Source organism: Rothia sp. SCPM-O-B-18226 (M350) (genome assembly GCF_058213595.1).
Map to the genome: position 1 here is coordinate 828,956 of NZ_JBYQJS010000001.1, position 24,425 is coordinate 853,380.

Genomic DNA, 24,425 nt, shown 5'->3' on the forward strand with positions numbered 1-24,425 from the left:
GAACGACCCGGACTCCGACGGCCCAGACTCTGAGAACCCGCCCGCGCACCCTACCGCCCGCCCCCGAGCGCGTATTACGGTAGAGGCATGACTGAAGCACGTAGCATCGACCTCGCCGTCATCCCCGGCGACGGCATCGGCCCCGAAATCATTACCGAAGCCCAGCGCATCCTCACCCGCGCCTGCGAGCTCGAAAACATCACCGTCAACCCCACCCAGTACAAGCTCGGCGCCGAGCACTGGCTCGAAACCGGTGAGACCCTGCCCGAGTCCACCATGGAATCCCTCAAGAAGCACGACGCGATTCTCTTCGGTGCCATCGGTGCCGACCCGCGCAGCGGCAAGATTCCCTCCGGCCTCATCGAACGCGAAATGCTCCTGAAGTTGCGCTTCGCCTTCGACCACTACATCAACCTGCGCCCCTCCCGCCTGTACCCCGGCGCGGTATCTCCGCTGGCCAACCCCGGCAACATTGACTTCGTCGTTGTGCGTGAAGGCACCGAAGGCCCCTACATCGGCAACGGCGGCGTGATTCGCCAGGGCACCCCCCACGAAATCGCCACCGAGGTCTCCCTCAACACCGCGCACGGTGTGGAGCGCCTGGTGCGCTACGCCTTCGAGCTGGCCTCCACCCGCCGCAAGAAGGTCACCCTCGTGCACAAGACCAACGTGCTCACCCACGCCGGTCGCCTCTACAACCGCTACTTCGCCGAAATCGCGACTGAATTCCCCGAGGTCGAGACCGACTACCTGCACATTGACGCGACCACCATCTTCATGGTCACCGACCCCTCCCGCTTCGACGTGATCGTGACCGATAACCTTTTCGGCGATATCATCACCGACCTGGCCGGCGCGGTCACCGGCGGTATCGGCTACGCCGCCAGCGGCAACATTAACGCCGTCGGCGAGTTCCCCTCCATGTTCGAGCCCGTACACGGCTCGGCACCGGATATCGCCCGCCAGAACAAGGCCAACCCCACCGCCGCCATCCTCGCCGGCGCGATGCTGCTGCGCCACCTTGGCTACGATGCCGCCGCGGCCCGCATTGAGGACGCTGTTGAGGCGGACATGCGCGAAAACGGCGCCACTGTGCGCGGCACCGATCAGGTTGGCGCGGACGTGCTCGCACGCCTCGGCTAAGGTCAGCTGACTAAAACTCGCTTATGACAGCGTGAGCGCTGAATAAAAACGCCAGGGAAGCCCGGAAGGAACACACCTTCCGGGCTTTACCTGTGCCTGCCCCGCGCTCGTCTGCCCACGCTCGTGGCTACATATATCTGTGCGGGCGGGGGAGAGGCATCCACTGCCGCTAGGTTTAAACCCGCCCGCCGAACCTGACCTGCGAAACCCACCTGTTCACATCCTGAATGGGGTAAAAGGTGCACATGCGGCAAAAGCATCTTTCCGGTACTCTAAAACAGTCGAGCACACCCGCCCGACCTCCTCGGCGGTGGATACCCTCCACCGCGTACCTTGATGCATCCACGCTGCTCGAAAGCACGAACCGTCCCCACGGATGCACCACCTGCCTCGGCACCGCGCCCACCGCACACACCCCGGCGCATCAGCGGCCGCAGGCAGCCCCGGCCGCTCCCACCGTGCGAGAGCGACCGAACTCGAAGAACGCAGAATGATGCATTAGACGAAGAGGAACGCAGAACGATGGCAACCGAATTCAGCCACGAAGCAAACCAGTCACCCGCCTCCGCCGAACGCCGCGAAGAAATCCTCAAGAACCCCGGCTTCGGCGACTACTTTACCGACCACATGGTCACCATCGACTGGGAGGGTGACTACAAGACCGGCGGCACCTGGTACGACGCCCGAGTCCACCCCTACGGCCCGCTCGTTCTGGACCCCGCAGCATCCGTCTTCCACTACGGTCAGGAAATCTTCGAGGGCATTAAGGGCTACCGCCACGCCGACGGCTCCGTGTGGACCTTCCGCCCCGAAAAGAACGCCGCCCGCTTCGCGAACTCCGCGCACCGCCTCTCCCTGCCGCAGCTGCCCGCCGAGACCTTCATTGAGTCCCTGCGCCAGCTGATTAAGGCGGACGAATCGTGGGTCCCCACCGGTGACGGTGAGGCCTTCTACTTCCGCCCCTTCATGATTGCCACCGAGGCGTTCCTCGGTGTTCGCCCCGCACGCCACGTGCAGTACCACGTGATTGGCTCGCCCGCCGGTAACTACTTCGGCACTCCCGAGCCCGTGGACATCTGGCTCTCCACCACCTACGCCCGCGCGGGCGAGGGCGGCACCGGTGCGGCAAAGTGCGGCGGTAACTACGCGGCCTCCATGATTGCCCAGACCGAGGGTGAAAAGCACGGCTGCAAGCAGGTGATCTTCAAGGATCCGCACCGCGGCGACGCCATCGAAGAGCTCGGCGGCATGAACGTGTTCTTCATCTTCGGCAAGGAAAACAAGATCGTCACCCCCGAGCTGACCGGCACCATCCTGGAGGGCGTGACCCGCTCCTCGCTGATTCAGCTGGCCAAGGACCGCGGCATGACCGTGGAGGAGCGCGCCATCACCCTCAACGAGTGGCGCGAGGGCGTGGCAAACGGCGATATCACCGAAATTTTCGCCTGCGGTACCGCAGCAGTGGTTGCCCCCATCGGCAAGCTCAAGGCCGAGGATTTTGAGATTCCGGCACCCACCGAGCACTTCGGTGAGATCTCCAAGAGCCTGCGCGAAGAACTCGTCGGTATTCAGCTGGGCACCGTTGAGGACCGCCACGGCTGGATGACCCGCCTCATCTAATCTTTCACGCGAAATCCCCGCGGGATGCGCTCCCACCCGGAACGCATCCGCGGGGATTCGCTGTGCCCGGCGCATAGCCGCGTGCGGCAACTATCTGCCGGGGCGCACATGCGGGGGAGGGGAACGCTAGGAGGGAGGCACCGGACTCGCCTAGTTGAATTACGTGCCCCGCCCCGCCTCCACGCTCATTCCGCGCCGCCGCCCCGACCCTCGAAGGCTGGTACCCTAGAAAGTATGCGTATTGCACGATTTACCGTAAATAATGAGCTCCACTTCGGGCTGGTCGAAGGCGAAGCGGGCGAAGAGACCCTGCGCGTCATCGCCGGCGACCCCTTCTACTCGGGCGTCGAACCGACCGGCACGACCTACCCCATCGATCAGGTGCGTCTGCTCGCCCCGATCATTCCCCGCTCCAAGGTGATTGGAGCGATCGCAAACTGGGCAGGAACCGAGGCGCCCGCCTCCCCGCAGTTCTTCCTCAAGCCGAACACCACCGTGATCGGCCCCGGCGACCCCGTGAGCCTGCCCGAGTACTCCGAGGCCGTCAGCCCCGAGGGTGAGCTTGCCGTCATCATCGGCCGTATCGCCAAGTCCGTGCCGCTCGAGCGCGTGCACGAGGTCATCTTCGGCTACACCGTAGCCAACGACCTCACCGCCCGCGACCTGCTCGAGGACCGCCAGTGGACCCGCGCCAAGGGCTTCGACGGCGCCACCCCGCTCGGCCCCTGGATTGAAACCGACCTGGACACCGACTCGCTGAACATCACCACCTGGGTCGACGGCGACGTCGTGCAGGAGGGCAACACCTCCGAGATGCACTACTCCGTGGCCGAACAGGTGGCCGCAGCCTCCGAAATCTTCACCCTGCTGCCCGGCGACGTCATCCTGACCGGCACCCCCGCCGGCGTCAGCGTGCTGCGCGACGGCAACGAAGTAGAGGTCGAGGTCGAAGGCATCGGCTCCCTCGTCACCCGCGTGCGCGACTAAGCCGCCCGCGCCCCACACCATCTACCGTCCATCCTGAACACACCGTCAAGGAGACAACATGACCGAGTACCACGGTCCCGAACTCAACACCCCCGCAGACACCCGCGTGCGTTTCTGCCCCTCGCCCACCGGCACCCCGCACGTGGGCATGGTGCGCACCGCCCTCTTCAACTGGGCCTACGCACGCCACACCGGCGGTAAGCTCGTCTTCCGCATCGAGGACACCGACGCCGCACGCGACTCCGAAGAGTCGTTCAACCAGGTGCTCGACTCCCTGCACTGGCTCGGCATCAACTGGGACGAAGGCGTGGGCGTTGGTGGCCCGCACGAGCCCTACCGCCAGTCCGAGCGTAAGACCGCCGGCATCTACAACGAGATCTTCGAAAAGCTCGTTGAAGGCGGCTACGTGTACGAAGACTTCTCCACCCCCGACGAGGTGAAGGAACGCCGCAAGGCCGCCGGCCAGGACCCGCAGCTCGGCTACGACAACTACGACCGCAACCTCACCGAGGAGCAGAAGGAAGCCTACCGCGCCGAGGGCCGCAAGCCCGTGTGGCGTCTGCGCATGCCCGACGAGGACATCACCTTCAACGACCTGGTTCGCGGCGAAATCACCTTTAAGGCCGGCACCGTGCCCGACTACGTGGTCGTCCGCTCCAACGGCGACCCGCTGTACCCCTTCGTGAACCCCGTGGACGACGCACTCATGGGCATCACCCACGTGCTGCGCGGCGAGGACCTGCTCTCCTCCACCCCGCGTCAGATTGCGCTCTACCGCGCACTCATCGACACCGGCGTGACCACCTTCATCCCCGAGTTCGGCCACCTGCCCTACGTCATGGGCCAGGGCAACAAGAAGCTCTCCAAGCGCGACCCCGAGTCGAACCTCTTCCTGTTGCGCGATGCCGGCTTCATCAAGGAAGGCCTGCTGAACTACCTGTCCCTGCTGGGCTGGTCCCTCTCCGCAAACCAGGACGTCTTCAGCATCGACGAGCTCGTCGAGCACTTCGATGTGCACGACGTGGTGGCCAACCCCGCCCGCTTCGACGTGAAGAAGGCGGAGTCCATCAACGGTGACCACATCCGTGCCCTCGACCCCGAGGACTTCCGCAACCGCCTCATCCCGTACCTGCAGGCTGCAGGCGTACTCGGCGAAACCCTCACCGAGCGCCAGGAGCAGGTGCTCACCGAGGCCGCACCCCTCGTCCAGGAGCGTATGCAGCTGCTCGGCGAGGCCCCCGGCCTGCTCGCCTTCCTCTTCAAGAGCGACGAAGAGATCACCGTGGCGGACGACGCCCGCAAGCAGCTCAAGGAATCCGCACCGCAGGTGCTGGCCGCCGCCATCGAGGCCCTGGAGCCCCTCGAGGACTTCACCGCCGCCAACATCGAGGCAGCGTTGCGCTCGGCCATCGTCGACGGCCTGGAAATCAAGCCGCGCCTGGCCTTCGGCCCCGTGCGCATCGCAGTGTCCGGCGAGCGCATCTCCCCGCCGCTGTTCGAGTCCATGGAGATCCTGGGTAAGGACTCCTCCCTCGCACGCCTGCGCAAGCTTGCCGCTGAGCTGGGCTAACCATGAGTCGGTCGAATAACCAATCCATCATCGGCAAGGCGCTGTTCAAGGGCACCCTCATGGCGCTCACCAATGCCTGCATTATCTGGCTGATTCTGTACATCGCCAACATGGACAAGTCCGTCTTGATGGTGGTCGCTGTTGTCGTTGCGGCAGCCTTCGGGTACATGACCGCCTACTTGGAGGCGCGCGCCGCCCTGAACGCTCAAGAAGCTCAGGCACGGCACGCCCGCGGTGGCGACGTCAGCAGCTCCTCGTCTGACGGCGTAGACACTTCGGATTCTTCGGACTCTTCGGATTCCTCGCGTGAAGAGGATGACAAAGACGACTTCGTGGACCCGGGCCCCGACCCCTACGCCGGCGACTTCGACTCCGGCTCAAGTAGCTCCGACTACAGCAGCTCGGACTACAGCAGCTCGGACTCCGGAGGCGGCGATTCGGGCGGCGGCGATTCGGGCGGCGGCGACTAGCGCCTCCTGACACCTGCCTGAGCGGCCGGATACTCGGCGTGCTCGTAATGCTACACATTCCCCCTCTTGACGGGGGGTTTACCGGAATATCTTCCGGGAAACCCTCCGCCGGGAGGGGGAATTTTTGTTGGTCAAAGAAAAATTTTTGTGATGGATAATCCATCTATACTCGCTTGTCAATGCGTTTTTATGCGTAAATTTTGGGGCCTAGGATGCGCAGAGGAGAAAGCTTTGGGTTGCACACTCTGTTCGGTATCCGTATAGTTATATCCGTTGCCGCGACAAACAAAGTTTGAAGCGAAAACATGCGGTTGTAGCTCAGTTGGTAGAGCACCACCTTGCCAAGGTGGATGTCGCGAGTTCAAGTCTCGTCAACCGCTCCGCTGAAAGCCCCGAGGTTCGCCTCGGGGCTTTTTCGTTGTCTCCAAAAGTTTTGTGTCTTAGTGAATAAATCTGCGAGGGGTGGGTGCGGGTGGAAGTGAAATCCCTGGAGAATGGCGAGGCGTTGAAGCGGAGGCGTGGGATGCGGTAATTCTGTGCCGGTCAATCCCGCACTAACCCTCTAGCTTGTCCGAGGTGTTTTCCGAATCGGATACCTTGAGCTGATTTCTAGGTAGTGGCAGGGATTCAAAAAATCTTCAAAAATTTTGGTGGGCAAATCGTGCGGGGGAGGGGCGGAAACTGCGTTCTGAGCCCTCCTTCGACTGCTTTGAGGGGCTAAAATCGGCTCCAGAGTCCTCCCTTTGAGGTTTTTTAAAGAATTTTTTGACCCCAAAAACCCCGGGATTCCGCGGAAGTAGCGGATACCAGAGTGAGAGTGTGAGGCAGGTTACCGTATTTTGGCTTGCATGCCTCCCGAAAGCCCCGTATAGTTATTACTCGTTCCGGTGATGAGCCGAAAGGCGAAAGGCGGAACGGTAACTCAATAGAGTAATGGGATATGGTGTAATTGGCAACACGAAGGTTTCTGGTTCCTTTGTTCTAGGTTCGAGTCCTGGTATCCCAGCTAACCTCCATCTGGAGGTTGCGGCCCCATCGTATAGCGGCCTAGTACTCCGCCCTCTCACGGCGGCAACACCGGTTCAAATCCGGTTGGGGTCACCACTAGGAAAAAGCCTGGTTTCTTCGGAAGCCAGGCTTTTTTGTTTATATCTGTATCTGTCGGATGATTTTATAGATTCTATGGTGCCGCCGTGAGCCTCTCACGGCGCCGCTCCTTACGTCGCGGCACTCCGGGGCATGATGGATTTCCTCGCACGCTCGGCATCATGCCCCGCCACTTCTTACGGCGTGGCATTCGGACGCATAATGAAATTCCCTCGCGCGCTCGGCATTATGCGCCCTCATCACCATACAAATCCGGTTGGGGTCACACTAGGAAAAAGCCTGGTTTCTTCGGAAGCCAGGCTTTTTTGTTTATATCTTTATTCGTTAGAACTCTCTGGCTCTGCGGTGCCGTTCCGATGGGAGAGGGCGGCAAAGTTTTTCAAAAAAGTTGGTTCCTCAATTTGACCTCCCCTCAAACCGTCGGTATAGTCTTATCCGTAAGCGTGATTGGCGCAGTGGTAGCGCGCTTCGTTCACACCGAAGAGGTCACTGGTTCGAACCCAGTATCACGCACCAAAGAACCCCCGTTTCAAGGAACGGGGGTTTTATTGTGTCCACCCCGGCGCACCCTCCACAAAGGCTCCGAAACCCCGCCGACCGCTCGGTCGCCCCGCCGAGGGAACGCCAACCCCGACACGGCCCCACCACGAACGAGGTACCCCCGTGACATCACCCGAACTCGCAACCTCCACCGACTACGGACGAATGTACTCCCGCAAGCGCGGGGGAGAATTGCTCGTGCCCTCCATTACCACCGTCATCGGCCAGCACGCCACCGACCTGAGCGGCTGGCACGGATACATGGCCGCCAAGGCCGCACTCGAAGACCAGCGCGCCTACCGCGCCTCCGGATCCCACGGCCTCAAGTTCGCCATTATCCGCGACGCCGCCAACGCCTCCGAACGATACCGCGACGCAGCCGCCGCCCGAGGCGACCGCGTGCACAACTACGCCGAAAACGTCGCCCTGCGCGCCATGGGACGTGACCACGACGTCGCCGGATGCCGCGAGCTGCTCATCGCTAACGGCGAGCAAGCCTACGCCGACCGCTTCGACGAGTGGTGGGAAGCCTTCAACCCCCGCCCCCTCGCCGCCGAAATCACCATCTGGAACGACACCGTCGGCTACGCTGGCACCCTCGACCTCGTTGCAGAAATTGCGGGCCGCACCTGCATCATCGACTACAAAACCAAGGGCACCGACAAGCGCGGCCGCGTCAAAGCGCTCGACGAGAAGGTCGTCATGCAGCTCGTCGCCGGCCTCAAAGCCGAAGAATCCCTCGTCGACCCCGACGCCGGCACCTGGGAACCCTGGAAGTACGGGGACGCGCCCGTGCTCATGGGCGTGGCCCTCGGTGAGACGCAGGTTCTGCCGCAGCAAGCGAACCCCGCCATCCTCGAACGCAACTGGTACAAGTTCTGCGCCCTGCGCCGCGTCTGGGAATTCGACCGTCAGGTGCAGGAATTCGAGGATCCCGCGCTCATGCCCGTGGTGCCGCCGCCCACCGAGCGACGCTCCGCCGCGTAGCATCGCGAGGCAGGGCCGACCGGAACGAACCCCCGGCCGCTCCGCTCAGCTCCCGCGGCGACGACCGGCCCGGGGGGGGTCCGGCTCGGAGACTCCTCCCGGGGACTCAACCCGGAGACCCCGGCCCGACACCCTCTAGATTTACCCACCCCGATTCGGGGACAATGGGGGAGAGCCGCACCCCGCGGCACCCCACCGAATATCCGTTAGCACATTAGACCGGCCCGGCGCCGGCAGAGGAGAACTATGACCATCCTGAGCATCCGCACCGTGGGCGACCCGGTGCTGCGCAGCGTCTGCGAACCCATCACCGTCTTCGACGACGACCTGGCGCGACTCATCGACGACATGCTGGAAACCATGTACGACGTGGGCGGCGTGGGGCTCGCCGGACCGCAGATCGGCATCTCCAAGCAGATTTTCACCTTCGGCGGCATCGACGACCGCGAAGGCTACATCATTAACCCCGTGCTCGAGGTCGGCGAAGAAGACCAGGAAGGCGGCGAAGGCTGCCTGTCCGTGCCCGGCCAGAAGTCCGCGACCCCGCGCAAAAACTGGGCGCGCGTGACCGGCGTGGACCGCCACGGCGAACCCCTCGTACTGGAGGGCGAAGGCCTGTTCGCCCGCATGCTGCAGCACGAGACCGACCACCTGCACGGCAAGCTCTTCATCGACCGCCTGGTCGGCGAAGACCGTCGACGCGTGATGCGTGCCCTGCGCGCCGCAGACTACAACACTGTCGCCGCGAAGACCGTGACCGAGCGTGCAACCCGCGTGGGCGGCGCCTTCGGCGGCGGCGGTGCGTTTGGCGCCGGTTCTGCTGGTTCCTCCTTCGGTAGCTTCGGAAAGTAGGCTCACATGCTCAACATTATTTATGCCGGCACCCCCGACGTTGCCGTGCCCCCACTCGACTACCTGGCGAACTCCGATAAGGTTCGCGTGGTCGGCGTGCTCACCCGCGAAGACGCCCCCGTGGGCCGCAAGCGCGTGCTCACCCCCTCCCCGGTCGCCCAGCGTGCCGAAGAGCTCGGCCTGCCCATCGTGAAGGCAAACCGCTGGAACGACGAGGCCGCCGCAGCCATCGCAGAGCTGAACGCCGACGCAGCCGCCGTGGTCGCCTACGGTGCGCTGCTGCCCCTGTCCGCACTGGAATCCCTGCGCTACGGCTGGGTCAACCTGCACTTCTCTAAGCTGCCCGCCTGGCGCGGCGCCGCCCCCGTGCAGCGTGCCCTCATGGCCGGCGAGCAGGAGATTTTCTCCACCACCTTCCTGCTCGAGGAGGGCCTGGACACCGGCCCCACCTTCGAACAGGAATCCACCCTCGTGGCCGCCGACGACACCGCCGGCAGCGTGCTGATGCGCCTGGCCACCAGCGGCGGCGCGCTGCTTGAACGCACTTTTGAGCGTCTCGAAGCGGGCGAGCACGGCACCGCGCAGGTCGAGGACGAGTCGGTCAGCTACGCCTCCAAGATGAGCATTGCCGACGGCCGCCTCACCTGGACCGAACCCGCCGAGCAGATTCTGGCACGCTTCCGCGGCGTGACCCCCGAACCCGGTGCATGGTGCGAACTGGGCGAAAACCGCTTCAAGATCGGTGGCCTGGCGGTTGCCGACAAGCGCCTGGTGGCCTCCCTGACCGAGGCAAACGGCGGCCCCCTGGCCCCCGGTGCGGTGCGCCTGCACGCGAAGAAGGTGCTGGTCGGCACCGGTACCGAACCCCTGATGCTGCTGCAGGTTCAGCCTGCCGGTAAGAAAATGATGGATGCGCCCGCCTGGGCTCGCGGCGCTGGCAAGGACATGGCGGAAGGCCTGGTGGTACTCGCATGAGCAACGAAAAGCGCCCCTACAAGGGAGGACACGGCAAGCCCGGTCACTCCGGTAAGCCCGGCAACGGCAAGTTCGGCCCGGACAAGTTCGGCCGCGGCGGCTTCAACCAGGCTGGCGACCAGGGCAGCGGCCAGGGCGGCGCGAAGCGTAAGCGTCGCCGCCGCTCCGGCGCTGGCAACGGCTCCGGCTCTGGTGTGAGCGAGCAGAACCGCCAGCAGTCCCAGAATTCCCAGCGTTCGCAGAATCAGCGCGCTCAGAATCAAAGCTCGCAGGGCCGCCCGCAGAAGTGGGAGGACAACTCCCGCAGCGAATCGCGCACCGGCCGCCGCTTCGACGGCCTGACCAGCGTCGAACGCGCCGCACGCCGCGCTAAGACCGAGCACGACGACACCAAACGCGGTGGTGGCGGCGCCTCCCAGCGCAATAAGAGCGGCCACGAACGCAACCGCCGCTCCATGTCCGCCCGCGAGTTCTCGGCGGCGGCACCCTCCGCACGCTCGCGTACCGCAGACACCGCCCGCGCAACCGTCTTCGACGTACTGCGCTCCGTGGCGGAATCCGACGCCTACGCGAACCTCGTGCTGCCCAAGGCAATTCGTAGCCACCGCCTCGACCACCGCGACGCGGGCTTCGCCACCGAGCTGACCTACGGCACGCTACGCCACCAGGGCACCTACGACGCAATCCTCAGCCGCTGCGTGGACCGCCCCCTCGAGAAGGTCGGCACCACCACCCTGATTGTGCTGCGCATGGGCGTGCACCAGTTGCTGAACATGCGCGTTCCCGCCCACGCGGCGCTGAACCAGAGCGTGTCCCTGGCCCGCGAAAAGATTGGGTCGGGCCCGGCAAGCTTCATCAACGCGGTGCTCCGCCGCGTCTCCGAGCGCACCCCCGAAGAGTGGTACGAGCTCATCATCGAGGAGGCCAAGGACGACACCGAGCGCATGGCGCTGCTCGCCTCGCACCCCGCCTGGATTGTGCGTTCCATGCGCCAGGCACTCGTCGCGCACGGCCGCCCCGCCTCCGAAATTGAGCAGCTGCTCGAAGCGGACAACCTCGCCCCCGTGGTGAACCTGGTTGCGCTGCCCGGCCTGGGTAGCCTCGACGAGGCACGCGAACAGGGCGCCGTCGATGGCGAGCTGGTTGAAGGTTCGGCGCTGTACGCCTCCGGCGACTTGGCACGCCTGGAATCCGTACGTGAAGGCACCGTCCGCGCGCAGGACGCCGGCTCCCAGCTGGTGGCACGCGCGCTTGCCGTAGCACCCCTGGACGGCACCGACACCGCATGGCTCGACCTGTGCGCAGGCCCCGGCGGTAAGGCGGCGCTCCTCGGAGCGCTCGGTATTCAGCGCGGCGCATCCCTGATTGCCAACGAGGCGGCACCGCACCGCGCCCAGCTCGTGGAATCCTCCATGCGCCCCCTGCCCGAGGACAGCTACGCGGTGCTCACCGGCGACGGCCGCGAAATCACCTCGACTCTGCGCAAGAACGCCTCCGCACTGCCCGGTTCCATTGAGCCCGGTCAGCTGTTCGACCGCGTGATGGTGGATGTGCCCTGCTCCGGCCTGGGCGCCCTGCGCCGCCGCCCCGAGGCGCGTTGGCGCAAGTCCCCGCGCGATATTGCCGAGCTGTTGCCCCTGCAGCGTCAGCTCCTGGACGCAGCCATTGAGGCGACCCGCCCCGGCGGCGTGATCGCCTACGTGACCTGCTCCCCGCACGCGGCAGAAACCCAGAACATTGTTGCCGAGGTGCTCGAAAGCGGTGCGGTGAGCCTGCTCGATTCGGCGGCCATCCTGCGCGAGGTGGCCCTGCACACCGAAGGCGCGAACGGCGAGCCCGTGAGCGTGCTGGCGGGGGAGAAGGACCCCGGCCACACCCCCGAAATCAAGGTCAAGAAGGGTGCCCCGGTCGTGAACGCCTCGGCGACCACCGCTCAGCTGTGGCCGCACGTGCACGGGACCGACGCCATGTTCCTGGCCCTGCTGCGCAAGAGCTAGGCTCCGGAAGCCTCGGGCGTAAACCCGGGCGTTTCAATCCCGCAGATCCGGAATTGCAGACCCGAACCCGCGCAAAATTAGACCGTCACTCGCCCCGCCCGGCCCATGCTCCATTCCCCGGAGCGCGGGCCGAGCGCGGGAGAGTGCAACGTAAGGACAACACAATGGGCATTGCCATTAACCCGTCGATTCTCTCGGCGGATTTCGCGAACCTGCAGCGCGAGCTCGAACGCATCTCTACCGCCGACGCCGCGCATATTGACGTGATGGACAACCACTTCGTGCCGAACCTCACCTGGGGCCCGCCGGTGGTCAAGCGTCTGCGCGAGGTATCGCCGGTGCCGTTCGACGTGCACCTGATGATTGAGGACGCCGACCGCTGGGCGCCCCAGTACGCCAGCATGGGCTGCGAGTCTGTGACCTTCCACGCGGAGGCCGCGATTGCCCCCATCAAGCTGGCGCGCACCCTGCGTGCCGAGGGCGCGAAGGCCGGCATGGCGCTGCGCCCCGCGACCGCCGTGGAACCCTACCTGGACATGCTCAGTGAGCTGGACATGCTGCTGATTATGACCGTGGAACCCGGCTTCGGCGGCCAGGCTTTCCTGGAGGTGACCCTGCCGAAGATTGCCCGCGTCGCCAAGGCGATTGAGGGCGCGAACCTGCCGGTGACCGTGCAGGTGGACGGCGGCATCACCGAGGAGACCATTCTGCGTGCGGCCGAGGCGGGTGCGACCTGCTTCGTGGCCGGTAGCTCGGTGTACGGCGTGGACGAGGCGCTGGGCGGTCCGGAGGCGGCCATCGCCTCCCTGCGCGCGGCGGCCGCCTCGGTGCAGCGTTCCAAGACCGGATGCGGTTGCGGCCACTAGCGGCCCTCGCCGACGGCGGAACCCCGGAGCCCGCGCACCCCGCTCGTACCTAGAAGGCATCACCGAAACCACGTACGCCCCGTCATGGGGAGGCGCCCCGTCGCGAACCCCGCGGCGGGGCGTTTGCGCGTTGTAAAGGGGCGGGGGAGAGGTACTTCTGCGCGCTCGCTCGATTATTTTGACACCCTGTCAGCAAAATTATGACAAATATATGAAAAGTAAAAACCTTGAAAATCCGCGGTAGGGCGGGTCGTTACGTCGGGAATGTATGCGAGACTCTGAATATCTTGATGTAACACTCAGATATCTGTAAGGTTAGGTATAGTTTAGTGATATCTAGGGAGAACTATGTCTTTCAACCGTTCCGAGCTGACCGACCCCGAGAACCAGGGCGCATCGGGCGTTAACCGCCGCGCCTTCTTCGGCCTGGCCCTCGCATCCTCCGCTGCCCTCGCCCTCGCGGCCTGCAGTAGCGAGACCACCACGACCACCACCTCCGGCGGCTCCGCATCGGGCGACTCGAACTCCGGCGGCACCCGAACCATCCAGGACGTCGATGACGAAAAGGTTGAGGTTCCCGCCAACCCCAAGAAGGTCATCGTGCTCTCCGAGCCGACCCTCGACGGCCTGCTGGCCCTGGGCGTGACTCCCGCCGGTTCCGTCTCCGGACGCGGCCAGTCCGGCGTGCCCAACTACCTCGCCGACCGCGCCAAGGACGTTCAGATCATCGGCACCGTTGCCCAGGTGAACTACGAACAGATCGGCAACCTCGACCCCGACCTGATTCTGGTCGACTCCACCGGCGTGGACAAGCGCTCTGAGGCCTTCGAAACCCTCAAGAAGATCGCCCCCGTGGTCTACTGCGGCTACGCGGGCGGCGACTGGCGCATCAACTTCCGCAACGTCGCCAACGCTATGAACATGGCCGACAAGGGTGAAGAGGTCATCAAGGCCTACGAGGCAAGCGCAGCGGCACTGAAGGAGCAGCTGGCCCCCAAGTACGGCGACAAGACCTTCTCCATCGTCCGCTGGGCGGGCAACGGCCCCGCCCTAATCCTCAAGGAACTGCCCGCCGGCCAGGTACTCAACGACCTGGGCCTCAAGCGCCCCGAGGCGCAGGACCGCAACGGCCAGGGCCACTCCGAACCGGTCTCTCTGGAGAACCTGGCAACCATCGACGCGGACTACATGTTCCTCGGCACCCTCGGCGGCGCAAGCCAGAAGAACCCGAACGCACAGGGTACCGCAGGTCTGCAGGGCGCCGAAGAAGCACTGAATAAGGCGAAGGAAACCTCCGGCTTCACCAACCTGAAGGCAGTCAAGGACGACCACGTGATTCTCGTGGACGGCTCCAAGTGGACCTCCACCGGCGGCCCGCTGCTGCTCAACGGCATTATCGAGGACGTCAAGAAGGCCCTGCCCCTCTAAGCCCTCACCCCCCCCTCTGGCTTCCCGTAGCGGCCCGGTCGCTACGGGAAGCTTGCACGACTCACCACCTCGCAAGGAACAACCACCATGACCGATCACCGCCCCGCCCGTGCCGCCGCACGGTACGGCGCTGTCGTTGCGCTTGCCGGCGCGCTCGTGGCTCCCGGTGCGGCCCTGACGGCACCGACCGCATTCGCGGATTCCAAACTGCCGATTGGAATCGCCTCGGATCCGGCGGCCAGCCCCTCGGCCACCCCCAGCGCCGAGCAGAGCAAGACCGCGGACCCCACCCAGTCTGCTAGCCCGAACCCCACCTCCGCGTCACCGAAGTCCACCGACTCCAAGCCCGCGAACCCCGCGAAGGCGAATGTCACCATCTCCACCGAAAAGTGGCGCGAAGGCAAGCTTGTGGTGCGCGGTGAAGGCTTCGTGAGTAATGCCCCCGGCCGTGGTGCCGTATTTGCGGTCAAGTTCCTGGACGCCCGCCCCGATGAGGCTCACCAGGCCATTAACCCCCTGACCAAGAAGGGCGGAAACTCGCCCGCGAACTTCATGGCAATCGCTAATGAAGACGGCACCTTCGAGGTTGAGGTTCCCCTGCCCACCACCGAAAACACCGGTCTGAGTGCTGAAGAACTGGCTAAGGCAGGCTGGGCTACCGAAAATTCCGAGCACAACGTGCAGGTCCTCTCGGGCTCCCTGGGCGGAGAAGATAAGCAGGGTAACAATTACGACCGTGGTGTGTCTATTCGACAGAAGATTAAGCTCAGCGACACCGCCCCCGAGTACAAGCCCACCGAGGCACCCGAAGCGATTCACGCGACCGCGCTGACCGACGGCAAGGGTGTGCAGGTGCGCCGCGATGGCTCCACCGTGACCGTGACCGTTCCGGGCGCGGAACCGGGCACCTGGGTGTACGCCGCAACCTACCTGGGGGATTCCCCGCAGGCGCTGTACGCCTCCGGCTGGAAGCGCCTGGACGATAACCGCAGCTTCAGCTACGAAACCAGCGAGACCATGCCATCGGCGACCTACCGCGTGGTCGTGCACAACGGTAACCAGGGCGCCGAGAACGCCGTGCTTGGCTTTGCCGACATGACCGTCGAGCGTGCCGCGGCACCCCGCGAGGACGCATCCGATGACGACCTGGGATCCTACGAGGCAGAGCCGACGCTCGCCACGGTGGTCACCCCCGCCGAGACCGTCGTGAACCGCGTGCAGGCCAAAGCGAAGGAAAAAGCTCCCCAAAGCACCGCCGCGAAGCCCGAGGCTAAGGCGACCGCCAAGGCTACCAGCTCGCCTTCCACCTCGCCGCGTTCGACCGCCAGCGCCTCAGCCAGCCCCACGGCCCTGACCGCTCAGGGTCCGACCGTTGAGGGCACCGAGCTGACCGGCGCGACCAAGTGGTTCGTCAACAACGCGAATAATCTGCTGCTCTCCGCGGCCGGCCTGGTGATTCTGGCCCTGGCGCTGACCAGCCGACGCACGAACAAGTAACCCCCCCCAAGAGCCCGGGACCGCTCCCGATAGGGCTCACCCGACCTCCGCCGCCTTTTTCGAGAATGAGCGCGGCGGAGCCGGGCCAGAACCAACGGGGCGCCCGGCAACGGGACCGCCGGCCGCCCCGGAAGATGTGAAAGGACCACCATGCGTGCACCTTTTTCGGCTGCCTCCTCGAAGGCACCCCTCACCCGTAAAGCCCTGACCGCCTGCGCCGCGGCCTCCCTGGCCCTGGGTCTGGGAATGGGCACCGCCTCCGCCCTGCCCCCGGGCGGCGCGAAGGCTTCCACCCCCGGTACCTCCTCGACCGTCTCCTCCTCCGTGACCGAGCACGGCGTGATTTCCTTTACCCTGAGCGGTTTCCCCGCGAACACCCAGGTGTCGGTGAAGGTTGACGACGGCGATCTGTGCCCCTCCGATGCCGCGCAGGGTGCCTGCGTGGTGCACCAGCAGATGAGCGATGGCAACGGTAACGTCTCCGGATCCTTCGTGCTGCCGGACGTTGGCACCGGCAAGCACACCCTGCGATTCCTGGCTACGGGTGAGAAGCACGATAAGGACGGCAAGTACCTGGGCACCGAGGCCTACACCAACCGTAGCCCCGAGTTCACCGTGACCTCCGAGGGCGGCTCCGATTCGTCGAACTCCTCGAAGTCTTCCTCGCGCCGCACTGGCTCCGAGGACTCCTCGAACTCGCAGGGCGATGAGTCGAACGGCGAGGTCGAGACCGTGTACACCGATGCCGAGGGCAACGTCATCTCCAAGGAGGAGTACGACCGCCTGAACGCGGAGGCCGGTTCGTCCGAGTCTGCTTCCGCATCGGCTGAGCCGAAGGAAACCGTGAAGGCTACCGCGAGCGCTTCGGCCTCCTCGAGCGCCCCCGCACGCGGCAGCGCCTCCGTACCGTCGGCCTCGGCATCCGCATCGGCTTCGAGTGTGAATAACGCCGAGAAGACCGTTCAGACCGTGACCTACGGCGCCGCATTCCCGTGGGTCGGCGTGATTGTTCTGGGTCTGAGCCTGGTCGCCGCCGCAGCCGTATTGGTGATTCGTAAGCGCTAACCTCTCTGAACGTCGGAGGCGGGTGGGGGAGCGTCCCCGCCCGCTCCGGCGTTTTCTCGCGTCGGCACGCACCGTGCCCGCGCCCCCCTGTTTTTGTCCTCATCGAGCATGTCTATAGGAGCAATGTGACCGTTAAGAGTGCATCGCCCAGGCCCGCTCCGCACGAGATGACGACGTCCCCGGCCCGCGTGAAGGATTCCGTGGTGCAGGGCCGAAAGCTGGGCCGCCGCCTGGCCTGGCTGGCCCTGCTGGCGCTCCTGCTGGTGGTCGCTGTGGTTGCCTCGTTGCTATTCGGGTCGAATAATTTGCCGCCGAATCAGGTGGTGGGGGTGTTGACCGGGAATGCCTCGGAGGAGGCCCGGACCATCGTCATGGAGCAACGCGTTCCGCGTACCCTGGTGGGAATTATCGTGGGCGCGGCCCTGGCGATTGCGGGTTCGCTTATGCAATCCCTGACCCGCAACCCGCTGGCCGAGCCCGGCCTGATGGGCGTGAACGCCGGCGCCTCGGTGGCCGTCATCGGCTCCGTGGTGGCGTTTGGCGTGATGGGTATTTGGCAGTACATGATTGCCGCGACGATTGGTGGCGCGCTGGCCGCGATACTGGTGTACACCCTGGGCCGCGGCCGTGACGGGTCGATCGTGAAGCTGGCGTTGGCGGGTGTGGCGATTTCTGCCGCGCTGTCGGCGCTCGCACAGGGCCTGCTGCTGGCCAATCAGGATGCGTACAACGAGTTCCGCCTGTGGGTTTCCGGTTCTCTGGAGGGCCGCGGCATGGATATCGTCTCGACCGTTGGCCCCGTGATTGCGGTGGGCGTGCTGATCGCCTTTGTGGTGGCCCCGGCCATTAACGCCCTGAGTATGGGCGAGGAGGCGGCCACGAGCCTGGGCGTGAGCGTGCGGACCACGCAGAACCTGACCCTGCTGTCGGTGACGGTACTGGCCGGTGCCGCGACGGCCGCGGTGGGCCCCATCAGCTTTGTGGGTTTGGCGGTGCCGTTTGTGGTGCGCGCCCTGCTCGGTAACGATGTGCGCTGGGTGAACTACGGCTCGGCCCTGCTGGGGCCGGTGTGGCTGCTGAGCGCGGATATTCTGGCGCGCGTGCTGGTAGCCCCGCAGGAGACGCAGGCGGGCATCGTGGCGACCCTGGCTGGTGCTCCGGTCTTCCTGTTCCTGATGACCCGTCGCAAGGTGGAGGCGCTCTGATGTCGAATAGTTCTGTTTCGGCGCGCTCCGCGTCGACTGTTTCCTCGGCTACTGTTTCCGCGGCTGCCGGGGCGGGGTATCCCCGCCGCGGTCGCGACCTGGGTGGTCGTCCCGTTCTGACCGTGCGCGGGCCGCTCAGCGCGCAGATTCCGTGGCGCGTGGTCATCCTGAACGTAATCCTGGTGGCGGCTATCGCTTCGCTGGCCTTCTGGGGCATGTTGCAGGGCGATTACAAGCTCGCCCCTGAGAAGGTTATTCCGGCGCTTCTGGGCGAAGGCAAGCCGATTGCGGTAACCTTTGCCCAGCAGCGTGCGGCGCGCATCGTGGCGGCCCTTCTGGTGGGTGCCGCGCTGGGCCTTTCCGGTTCGATCTTCCAGGTGATTTCGGGTAACGCCCTGGGCTCGCCGGATATTATCGGTTTCACGAACGGCGCCGCGACCGGTGCCCTGCTGCAGATTATTGTGTTCAACTCCGGGCCCGTGGAGGTGGCGCTGGGCGCGGTGATTGGCGGCCTGGCGACCTCGATTCTGGTGTGGCTGATGACGCGCAATACGGGTCTGCACGGTTTCCGCCTGGTGCTGGTGGGTATCGGCGTGGGTTCGACCCTGGCGGCCTTCAATGCGCTGCTGGTCGTGCGCGCCTCCCTGACGCAGGCGCAGACGGCGGCCTCGTGGCTGGCCGGCTCGCTGAACGATATGACCTGGGAGCGCACGTACTCGCTGCTGGGCCTGCTGCTGGTCGTGACTCCGTTGCTGCTGATGCTGGTTCGCCCGCTGGGAGCCATTCGTTTTGGCGATCAGGTGGCCTCCGGCCTGGGCGTGAGCGTGAACTCCTACCGCGTCGCAGCCCTCTTCATCGGTGTGCTTTTGGTCTCATTGGCGACCGCGACGACCGGACCCATCGCCTTCGTGGCCCTGGCCGCGCCGCACATCGCGAAGAGCCTGGGACGCATCGGCGGGGTGGGTTTCACCTCCTCGGCGCTCATGGGTGCGCTCATGGTGCTCGGTTCCGACCTCATCGGTCGATTCGCTATTCCGGGCCGCATCATTCAGGTGGGTGTGGTGACCGGCGCTATTGGCGGTCTCTACCTGATTTATCTGATTTATCGTGAAAGGACGAGGAGCTAGTGAGCACGAAGACTAGCGTGACCAGCCGCCTTGAGGGCGAGCAGATGGTGGTGGCCTACGGCGAGCACACGGTGCTCAACGGGGTGGACTTTCAGGTTCCCGAGGGTGAGCTGACCGTTATCCTGGGCCCGAATGCCTGCGGTAAATCGACGACCCTGAAGGCTCTGGCCCGCGTGAATCCGCTGAAGGAAGGCGAGGTGCGCCTGGATGGCACGCCGCTGCCGCAGATGAAGTCCCGGGCCATCGCCAAGATTCTGGCGATGCTTCCGCAGACCCCGGAGGCGCCCAGCGGCGTGACCGTGGCGGATGTGGTGGCGCGCGGACGCTACCCGCACCAATCGCTGCTGCGTTCCTGGTCTGAGGAGGACGAGCGGGCCTGCGTGGAGGCGATGAAGGCCGCGAACGTCCTGGAGCTTGCGGAGCGTCCGATTGAGGCGCTCTCGGGCGGTCAGCGTCAGCGCGTGTGGATCGCCATGACCCTCGCACAGCAGACCCCGCTGATTCTGCTCGATGAGCCGACGACCTATCTGGACATCACCCACCAGATTGAAGTGCTGAACCTGACCAAGAAATTGCACGCCGAGGGTCGAACTGTTGCCGTGGTGTTGCATGACCTGAACCTCGCTTTCAGGTATGCTACTCATGTTGTGTTAATGAAGCAGGGACGGATTATCGCTCAAGGTGATCCTCGTGCAATAATTACACCGGAACTAATTCAGGAAGTTTTTGATCTTCAATCGATCATTATTCCTGATCCGTGTACTGGAACTCCTTTGGTGATTCCGAAGGAACACCAGGACATCCATATCGCCGCCGACGCTATTTCGGCGGCCCGCGAAAGCGAATAGTTTTCGCCCCTAAGCCGCGTGGGAGTTGGCGCCACCCGTATCTATACGGGAGGAAAAGCCGGGCATTGCGCTCTGCAGCTAGCGAGAGGATCTGAGGGACCCAGGATCCCCCGCGCGTAGGGCGCCTACCCGGTGCTCGCCCGTCTTTGACGCATGAACGGACCCGAGCACTGGGTAGGTTCCATCTCTCATGGGAATCCCCTGAGTAAGGCACCGAGACTGCCGCATGAGGCGTACATTGTTGCGTTTGATGCACGGTCTCGGTGCCTTATTTGTTTCTGTGCCCTATGCGATTGCCACCGCGGCTCTTTCGGGGCGTTTTTCTCTTTCAGATGACGTCATATTTTTGTTCGCTATTTCGCTCAGGTTTGGGTTAGGGATACCATAGAGTGAGGTAGGGGAGGCTAACCAATATTGACGTTCCTCCTCACCGCTAAAGGAGTACTACATCACGCTACGTTGCTCACGCGCAATATCACCGATGAGGAGGCATGGACAGGGACCGCACGACCCCGAATCCGAAAGCACCATGGAGAGCGCAACCACCACGCAGACTGACACCGCCCCGGCGGACACCACGCTGACCGCTACCCCGCAGGCCGCCGAGAAGGCCTCCGCACAGCAGGTTCGTCCGACCCCTCCCAAGACCCCGCGCCCCGTACCTGCGCCGCGCGTGGATAGCCCCCTCATTACCGCCCTGATTGCCGAGGCGGTCAGCTGTGAGGAGCTGAACGCCCGCATCGTTGAGGTTGTCTCCGAGGGCACCCCGATTATTGAGCCGGTGCACCGCGAAGACGGCACCGTCAACGAGAACGAGCGCATTGTCACCTTCCTGTACCTCAACGAGCAGGCGGAGCAGGTGCTCATGTTCATCAACCGCCTGACCGATGAGAAGAACCTCGACCGTTCCCTCATGAGCCGCATCGAAGGCACCGGCTGGTGGCAGCTGAGCATGCAGATGGAAACCACATGGCGTGCCTCCTACAACTTCCTGCCCGCGCTGCCGGGCGATCGCCCCGCCTGGCTGGGCGACGACGACCAGGTGCGCCTGCGCGCCGCCCTGGATGCCGGCGAGGGCGACCCGCTGAACCCCGAGACCGTGTGCAACCGCGTCGGTCGATGCATGGGCGTGGTGCAGCTTGAGCACGCGCCGGTGCAGGAGTTCATCCTGACTCAGGAAGAGATTGACGCGCTGCCCGCCCCCGAGTGGATGCAGACCTCTGACGGCCACCAGTACGTACTCGGCCGCGTGGGCGACCCCGCCCCGGACGCGCCGCTGTTCATCCAATTTGATGGTGAGATGTGGTTCAGCCAGGGCATGGAGCGCACCCTCAACCGCGCCCACGAGGCGGGCCGTATTCCGGCGATGCACGTGTTCTTCCTGCACTCTGGCGGCCGTGAGAACCGCTGGAAGGAGCTGAACGGCGACAACCCGATTGCCGACTACCTGGTGGATATTGCGTTCCCGCACCTGGAGGCGGTGCACGGTATTAAGACCGACCCGCAGAACATTGTGATTAACGGCCAGTCGCTGGGTGGTCTGTCCTCCCTGCTAGCGGTTCTGAGCCGCCCGGAGGCGTTTGGCGGCGCGATTGCGCAGTCCTCGTCACTGTGGCAGCCGCAGGTCATGGACCGCCTGGACGAGCTGGAGGCGGCGGGTGAGATTGACCGTCTGCGCCACCTGTACCTTGAGATTGAGGTGGGGGAGCAGGAGTGGATTCTGGTACCGCCTCACCGTGAGTTGAAGGCGCGCCTGGAAAAGCTGGGCCTGGAAAATGCGCGTTGCACGACCTTCAACGGTGGTCACGATTATGCGTGCTGGCGCGGTGCCATTGTGCCGGCCCTGGAACGTATCATTGATGCTCATCAGCGGAATATTGAACGCAGCGAGCAGGACCGCGAGGAAGACCTGCGACAAGCCGCGTAGGGCTGCACCCTCGTAAAGACAGCCCCGTCCCGCATCGTGCTCATCGTAGAGAACACCCTAAAGACCGAAACACAGAAATCGAGAGAAGATGACCGTAGAACGTAGCCCCCTGGCCCCCACGCCGCTCATCCCCGAGTCTTTTGCCGCGAAGTACCGCGAGGCCGGCTACTGGATTGACCAGACTATCCCCGAGTTCCTGCTCGATGCTTGCCGCGCTAAGCCGCACTTCCCGGCGCTGGTGGCGCTCTCGCACGCGCAGCTCGATGAGGACGGCAAGCCCCAGCAGATTCGCCTCTCCTACGGTGAGCTGGAGGCGGCAGGTCGTGCCGCTGCGGCGCGCCTCGTTCAGGCTGGCGTGCAGCCGGGCGACCGTGTGCTGCTGCAGCTGGGTAACACCGCCGAGTACCTGGTGTACCTGCTGGGTATTTTCTGGGCAGCTGCGCTGCCGGTGTTCTGCCTGCCGCAGCACCGCACCACCGAGCTCGTGCACTTTGCGACCCGCACCGATGCGGCGGCGCACGTGTTCTCTTCGCTGACCCCCGGCGCAGATTTCACCGCCCTGCACGAGGATGTTGCCGCCGAGCTGCGCAAGAACTCCCTGGAGCCGCCGATTGCTATTGATGTTGCGGAGCCGCTGACCCCGCTGACCGAGGAAGAGCTCGCCGAAGAGTTCGTGCCCGGCGTCATCCAGAACACCGAGAAGACCCTCGCGAGCGAGCAGGTGGCGTTCCTGCAGCTCTCCGGCGGTACGACCGGCATTTCGAAGCTGATTCCTCGCACCCACGCCGCCTACCTGTACTCGGTGCGCGGCTCGGTCGATATCTGCAAGCTGAACAACAACACGACCATGCTCGTGGTGCTGCCCGCCGCGCACAACTTCACGATGAGCTCGCCCGGCATCCTGGGCGTCATGTGTGCCTCCGGCAAGCTGGTGTTTGCGGCGGATCCGTCCCCGCAGACTGCGTTCCACCTCATTGAGATGGAGGGTGTGACCACCTCCGCGCTGGTGCCGCCGCTGGCTCAGGCGTGGGTCGCCTCCGCGGAGAAGCGCGGCGTGTCCCTGCCGTCCCTGCAGACCCTGCAGGTGGGCGGTTCGAAGCTGGCCCCGGCGGTTGCGGGCAAGATTGAGTCGGTGCTCGGCTGCACCGTTCAGCAGGTGTTCGGCATGGCTGAGGGCCTGGTGAACTACACCCGCTCGACCGACATGATTGAGCTACGCCTGCGAACCCAGGGCTACCCGATTAGCCCCGACGACGAAATCCTGATTGTTGATGATCAGGATCAGCCGGTTAAGCGCGGCGAGAGCGGCCACCTGCTCACCCGCGGCCCGTACACGATTCGCGGCTACTACCTGGAGGAGAACGCGAACCGTTACGGCTTCACCGAGGACGGCTTCTACCGCACCGGCGACATTGTGCGACTGGTTGCCGGCAAGTACCTTGAGGTGACCGGCCGTGCGAAGGACCAGATTAACCGCAACGGCGAGAAGATTGCCGTGGACGAAATTGAAGAGCTGGCGCTGACCCACCCCGACGTTTTTGACGCCGTGGTCCTGGGCATCCCGGACGAAACCGTGGGCGAGCGCGTGGGCCTGGTCATTGTGCCGCAGGAAGGCGCCGACCTGGGCGAAAACCCGCGCCGCACGATGCACGAGTTCTTCACCTCGAAGAAGCTCGCCGACTTCAAGATTCCCGAGCGCGTGCAGGTTCTGCAGGAGCTGCCCACCACGAACGTGGGTAAGATTTCTCGCCGCGAGCTGCGCGCCAAACTGGCCGAAATTTTCGGCTAGGCACTTTTCGGCTAAGCCGGCTACGCCCCGTTACTTTGAGGGATTTTGACCGATCCCGACCGACCCCGAAGAGGAGAAAAATGTCCGCAACCGAGACCCTGCGCCCCATCATGGAGAAGTACATTGTTGAGCCCGATTCCCTGCAGGCAGCGTTCGACGACCCGACCACCGAGCTGTTCTCGCTGGGCCTGGATTCGATGGGTTCCTTCGCCCTGCTCGATGACCTGGCTGCCGAGGGTGCCGTCATCGAGTTCACCGAGCTGGTGGAGAACCCGACCGTGGAGTTCCTCGCCTCCCGCCTGGGCTAAGCCTTACCGCACCCCGGGTGCCTGCCTGCCGGTATTGCAGGCGGGTACCCGGGGTGTTCTTTCGGTGTTCTACTTTCACCGTTTCGGCTGATTTCAGCTGAGAATGGCGGGGGAGTA

The 24,425-nt window shown here is 64.5% G+C and carries 19 protein-coding genes and 4 tRNA genes; all 23 read left to right on the forward strand.

Translation table 11 applies throughout. From position 1 onward, the window contains the following. Window positions 1-87: 87 nt before the first annotated feature. The 23 genes from AC3E6W_RS03490 to AC3E6W_RS03600 all read left to right on the forward strand — a co-directional run bounded on the left by AC3E6W_RS03490 (window position 88) and on the right by AC3E6W_RS03600 (window position 24,308). On the forward strand, window positions 88-1,143 hold the full coding sequence (locus AC3E6W_RS03490; protein ID WP_490652326.1) for a 3-isopropylmalate dehydrogenase: 1,056 nt from the start codon (window positions 88-90) through the stop codon (window positions 1,141-1,143). Window positions 1,144-1,665: 522 nt separating this feature from the next. Next, the gene (locus AC3E6W_RS03495) at window positions 1,666-2,763 is read left to right on the forward strand and encodes a branched-chain amino acid aminotransferase (RefSeq protein ID WP_485031856.1); all 1,098 of its coding nucleotides are present in this window, start codon (window positions 1,666-1,668) and stop codon (window positions 2,761-2,763) included. 234 nt (window positions 2,764-2,997) lie between these two features. Next, on the forward strand, window positions 2,998-3,750 hold the full coding sequence (locus AC3E6W_RS03500) for a fumarylacetoacetate hydrolase family protein (RefSeq protein ID WP_070682310.1): 753 nt from the start codon (window positions 2,998-3,000) through the stop codon (window positions 3,748-3,750). 58 nt (window positions 3,751-3,808) lie between these two features. Beyond that, complete coding sequence (gltX, locus tag AC3E6W_RS03505; RefSeq protein WP_490652327.1) at window positions 3,809-5,320, forward strand: glutamate--tRNA ligase; 1,512 nt, start codon at window positions 3,809-3,811, stop codon at window positions 5,318-5,320. Window positions 5,321-5,322: 2 nt separating this feature from the next. Further along, window positions 5,323-5,790 (forward strand): hypothetical protein, encoded by a 468-nt coding sequence (locus tag AC3E6W_RS03510; protein WP_490652328.1) that lies wholly within the window; start codon window positions 5,323-5,325, stop codon window positions 5,788-5,790. A gap of 307 nt (window positions 5,791-6,097) precedes the next feature. Then, window positions 6,098-6,170 (forward strand) — tRNA-Gly (locus tag AC3E6W_RS03515). Between the two features lie 554 nt (window positions 6,171-6,724). Continuing rightward, window positions 6,725-6,796, forward strand: a tRNA-Gln gene (locus AC3E6W_RS03520). Between the two features lie 22 nt (window positions 6,797-6,818). Continuing rightward, a tRNA-Glu gene (locus AC3E6W_RS03525) sits at window positions 6,819-6,894 on the forward strand. Window positions 6,895-7,338: 444 nt separating this feature from the next. Then, a tRNA-Val gene (locus AC3E6W_RS03530) sits at window positions 7,339-7,413 on the forward strand. Between the two features lie 147 nt (window positions 7,414-7,560). Next, window positions 7,561-8,424 (forward strand): hypothetical protein, encoded by an 864-nt coding sequence (locus AC3E6W_RS03535; protein ID WP_049333199.1) that lies wholly within the window; start codon window positions 7,561-7,563, stop codon window positions 8,422-8,424. A 246-nt stretch (window positions 8,425-8,670) separates the two neighbouring features. Further along, window positions 8,671-9,276: a peptide deformylase gene (gene def, locus AC3E6W_RS03540; protein ID WP_049362956.1), complete on the forward strand. Its 606-nt coding sequence runs from the start codon at window positions 8,671-8,673 to the stop codon at window positions 9,274-9,276. Between the two features lie 6 nt (window positions 9,277-9,282). After that, the gene (gene fmt / locus AC3E6W_RS03545; RefSeq protein ID WP_490652329.1) at window positions 9,283-10,251 is read left to right on the forward strand and encodes a methionyl-tRNA formyltransferase; all 969 of its coding nucleotides are present in this window, start codon (window positions 9,283-9,285) and stop codon (window positions 10,249-10,251) included. Then, complete coding sequence (locus AC3E6W_RS03550) at window positions 10,248-12,248, forward strand: RsmB/NOP family class I SAM-dependent RNA methyltransferase (protein ID WP_490652330.1); 2,001 nt, start codon at window positions 10,248-10,250, stop codon at window positions 12,246-12,248. Before fmt ends, AC3E6W_RS03550 begins: the two co-directional genes overlap by 4 nt. Window positions 12,249-12,412: 164 nt before the next feature. Next, window positions 12,413-13,114, forward strand: coding sequence for a ribulose-phosphate 3-epimerase (gene rpe / locus AC3E6W_RS03555; protein ID WP_490652331.1), 702 nt, complete (start codon window positions 12,413-12,415; stop codon window positions 13,112-13,114). A gap of 348 nt (window positions 13,115-13,462) precedes the next feature. Continuing rightward, window positions 13,463-14,542, forward strand: a complete 1,080-nt coding sequence (locus AC3E6W_RS03560) for an ABC transporter substrate-binding protein (RefSeq protein WP_490652332.1) — start codon at window positions 13,463-13,465, stop codon at window positions 14,540-14,542. A gap of 87 nt (window positions 14,543-14,629) precedes the next feature. Beyond that, a complete protein-coding gene (locus AC3E6W_RS03565) occupies window positions 14,630-16,039 on the forward strand; it encodes a hypothetical protein (protein WP_490652333.1) in 1,410 nt (469 codons plus the stop codon). A gap of 150 nt (window positions 16,040-16,189) precedes the next feature. Further along, entirely contained in the window at window positions 16,190-17,104 is a 915-nt protein-coding gene (locus AC3E6W_RS03570) for a plasmid partitioning protein (RefSeq protein WP_490652334.1), read from the forward strand. Between the two features lie 125 nt (window positions 17,105-17,229). Beyond that, window positions 17,230-18,309: a FecCD family ABC transporter permease gene (locus AC3E6W_RS03575; protein WP_490652335.1), complete on the forward strand. Its 1,080-nt coding sequence runs from the start codon at window positions 17,230-17,232 to the stop codon at window positions 18,307-18,309. Continuing rightward, entirely contained in the window at window positions 18,309-19,436 is a 1,128-nt protein-coding gene (locus tag AC3E6W_RS03580) for a FecCD family ABC transporter permease (protein ID WP_306539633.1), read from the forward strand. The genes AC3E6W_RS03575 and AC3E6W_RS03580 overlap by 1 nt, the downstream gene beginning before the upstream one ends. 44 nt (window positions 19,437-19,480) lie before the next feature. After that, window positions 19,481-20,284, forward strand: a complete 804-nt coding sequence (locus tag AC3E6W_RS03585; protein WP_049333362.1) for an ABC transporter ATP-binding protein — start codon at window positions 19,481-19,483, stop codon at window positions 20,282-20,284. Window positions 20,285-20,813: 529 nt separating this feature from the next. After that, window positions 20,814-22,211, forward strand: coding sequence for an enterochelin esterase domain-containing protein (locus AC3E6W_RS03590; RefSeq protein WP_490652336.1), 1,398 nt, complete (start codon window positions 20,814-20,816; stop codon window positions 22,209-22,211). An 88-nt stretch (window positions 22,212-22,299) separates the two neighbouring features. Next, window positions 22,300-24,000 carry a (2,3-dihydroxybenzoyl)adenylate synthase gene (locus AC3E6W_RS03595; RefSeq protein WP_490652337.1) on the forward strand — a complete coding sequence of 567 codons (1,701 nt, stop codon included), beginning with the start codon at window positions 22,300-22,302 and terminating at the stop codon, window positions 23,998-24,000. 80 nt (window positions 24,001-24,080) lie between these two features. After that, window positions 24,081-24,308, forward strand: coding sequence for a phosphopantetheine-binding protein (locus tag AC3E6W_RS03600; protein ID WP_490652338.1), 228 nt, complete (start codon window positions 24,081-24,083; stop codon window positions 24,306-24,308). Window positions 24,309-24,425: the final 117 nt, after the last annotated feature.